Origin of the sequence: Streptomyces sp. NTH33 (genome assembly GCF_003236365.1) — a bacterium.
Classification (GTDB): Bacteria; Actinomycetota; Actinomycetes; order Streptomycetales; family Streptomycetaceae; genus Streptomyces.
Window position 1 is genome coordinate 1 of sequence record NZ_POTZ01000782.1, and the last position, 1,984, is coordinate 1,984.

The following is a 1,984-nucleotide window of genomic DNA, read 5'->3' on the forward strand; positions in this document are numbered from 1 at the left end:
GGGAGCGGGAACGGTACGGCGAACGGGTGCGGGGGGCCCTGCTGAAGCATGTGCGCGAGGCGGGCCTCCACACCAGCTGGACGGAGCAGGAGCCGCCCTACGAGGAGGCGGTGGAGCGCTTCGTCACCGAGGGGCCGTGCGGGGCGCCGGCCGAGCGGGTGGCCGCCCTCCGGGGCGTGCTGGAGCCGTACATCCGGGCGAATGTCCTGGGGACGGCCCTGGTGCACCTGACGATGCCGGGCGTGCCGGACGTCTACCAGGGCACCGAGGGCGAGTACCGGGCGCTGGTGGACCCGGACAACCGGCGGCCGGTGCGGTTCCCTCCCGTCGACGCGGGCGAGAAGGGGGCGGTGACGGTGGCGGCGCTGCGGTTGCGGGCACGTCGGCCGGAGGTCTTCGGCGAGACGGCGACGTACGCCCCGCTGCCCGCCGAGGGGCCGGCGGCGGACCACTGTGCGGCGTTCGTCCGCTCCGGAGAGGTGGTCACCGCCGTGACCCGGCTGTCACTGCGGCTGGCGGAGGCGGGCGGCTGGCGCGGCACCCGGCTGCCCCTGCCGCCGGGCCGGTGGGCGGACGTGGTGTCGCCGGGGCGGGAGTTCGAGGGGCACGCGCGCGTGGAGCAGCTCTTCGAGCGGCTTCCGGTGGCACTGCTGGAGCGAACCGCTTGACAGGCCGGGCAGTCCGTGGGGTACTGCGGAATGCCGAGCAGGGCGGACAGGTCGGGGGTGAGTCTGCTTGCTGGAGCAGCGCTACCCGAGCGTTCCCGAACTGGTCGCCTCCGCACGTGCGTTGGCCGCGTACCGGCCGGGTCTGTGCGTCCTGAGGGAGGTCGGTCTCTCGCGCGCGGGAAGACCGCTGCACCTGCTGTCCGTCGGGCACGCGCGGCGCGCCGTACTGGTGGTCGCCGGCGCCCACGCCAACGAGCCCACCGGGGGCTCCACCCTGCTCGCCCTCGCCCACCGCGTGCTGCGTGAACCGCCGTTGCGGGCGGGCACCTCCTGGCACTTCCTGCTCTGCGCGGACCCGGACGGGGCGAGTCTGCACGTCACCCCGGCCCCGCGCAGCCTGCTCGACTACCACCTCGGCTTCTTCCGGCCGGCCGGACCCGAACAGCCGGAGTGGTCGCCCTCCGTGCTGCCACCCGACCGGCTGCCGCCCGAGACACGTGCGCTGACCGGCGTCATCGACGCGCTGCGGCCCTACCTCCAGGTGACGCTGCACGGCACCGAACTGGGCGGCAGCTGGGTGCAGTTGACCAGGGACGTGCCGGGGCTGGCGGAACCTTTCGGCAAGTCGGCGGCCCAGCTGCACATCCCCGTGGAGACCGGTGCCTCGGACGCGGCGGGCTGGCCCGTCTCCGGGCCCGGGGTACGGGTGATGCCGGGGCCGGGCTCGGGGCCGGCCTACCCGAGCCTGCCGGACGACGCCCGGCACAGCACCTGGTACCACACGCACCGCTACGGCGGCATGACCGCGGTCGTGGAGGTGCCGATGTGGGCGAGCGACCTGGTGGACGATCCGGCCCCGCACCCCGCCCCGGCGGCGGCGATACGCCGGCTCGCCCACCGGCTGCTGCGGGACGCCCACGAGGTGAAGCTGGTGCTCGCCGACGCCCTGCCCCGCCTGCACGGCACCGACGGGCCGCTGCTGCGGGCGGCGAAGTGGGGACTGGGCCTGGTACCGGGACTGGCCGCCGACTGGATCCGCACTCCGCCGGCCGACACGACGATGGCGTACGTCGGCAGCGTGGACGCGTTCGGCCGCCGCCTGCCGTTGCGGGCCGCGGCGATGCTGCTGCGGGTGCTGCGCGAGGCCGACGACCGTGCCGCGCCCGGGCTGGAACGGCTGGTGACGGCGTGGAGCGAGGCCTTCGCGGAGCGGTTCGGGGCGCGGTGGGTGCCGTTGGAGCACCAGGTCGAGCACCAGAGCCGGACCGTGGTGGCGGTGATGCTCGGGGCGCGGGGGGTGCGGGAGTGAGACAGAC

At 75.4% G+C, this 1,984-nt stretch carries 1 protein-coding gene and 1 pseudogene; both read left to right on the forward strand.

Going from position 1 to position 1,984, the window contains the following annotated elements:
• A pseudogene (locus C1I97_RS36180) lies at nucleotides 1–668 on the forward strand (malto-oligosyltrehalose synthase); the annotation flags it as partial.
• Between the two features lie 67 nt (nucleotides 669–735).
• Complete coding sequence (locus C1I97_RS36185) at nucleotides 736–1,977, forward strand: M14 family zinc carboxypeptidase (RefSeq protein WP_111007149.1); 1,242 nt, start codon at nucleotides 736–738, stop codon at nucleotides 1,975–1,977.
• Nucleotides 1,978–1,984 lie beyond the last annotated feature (7 nt).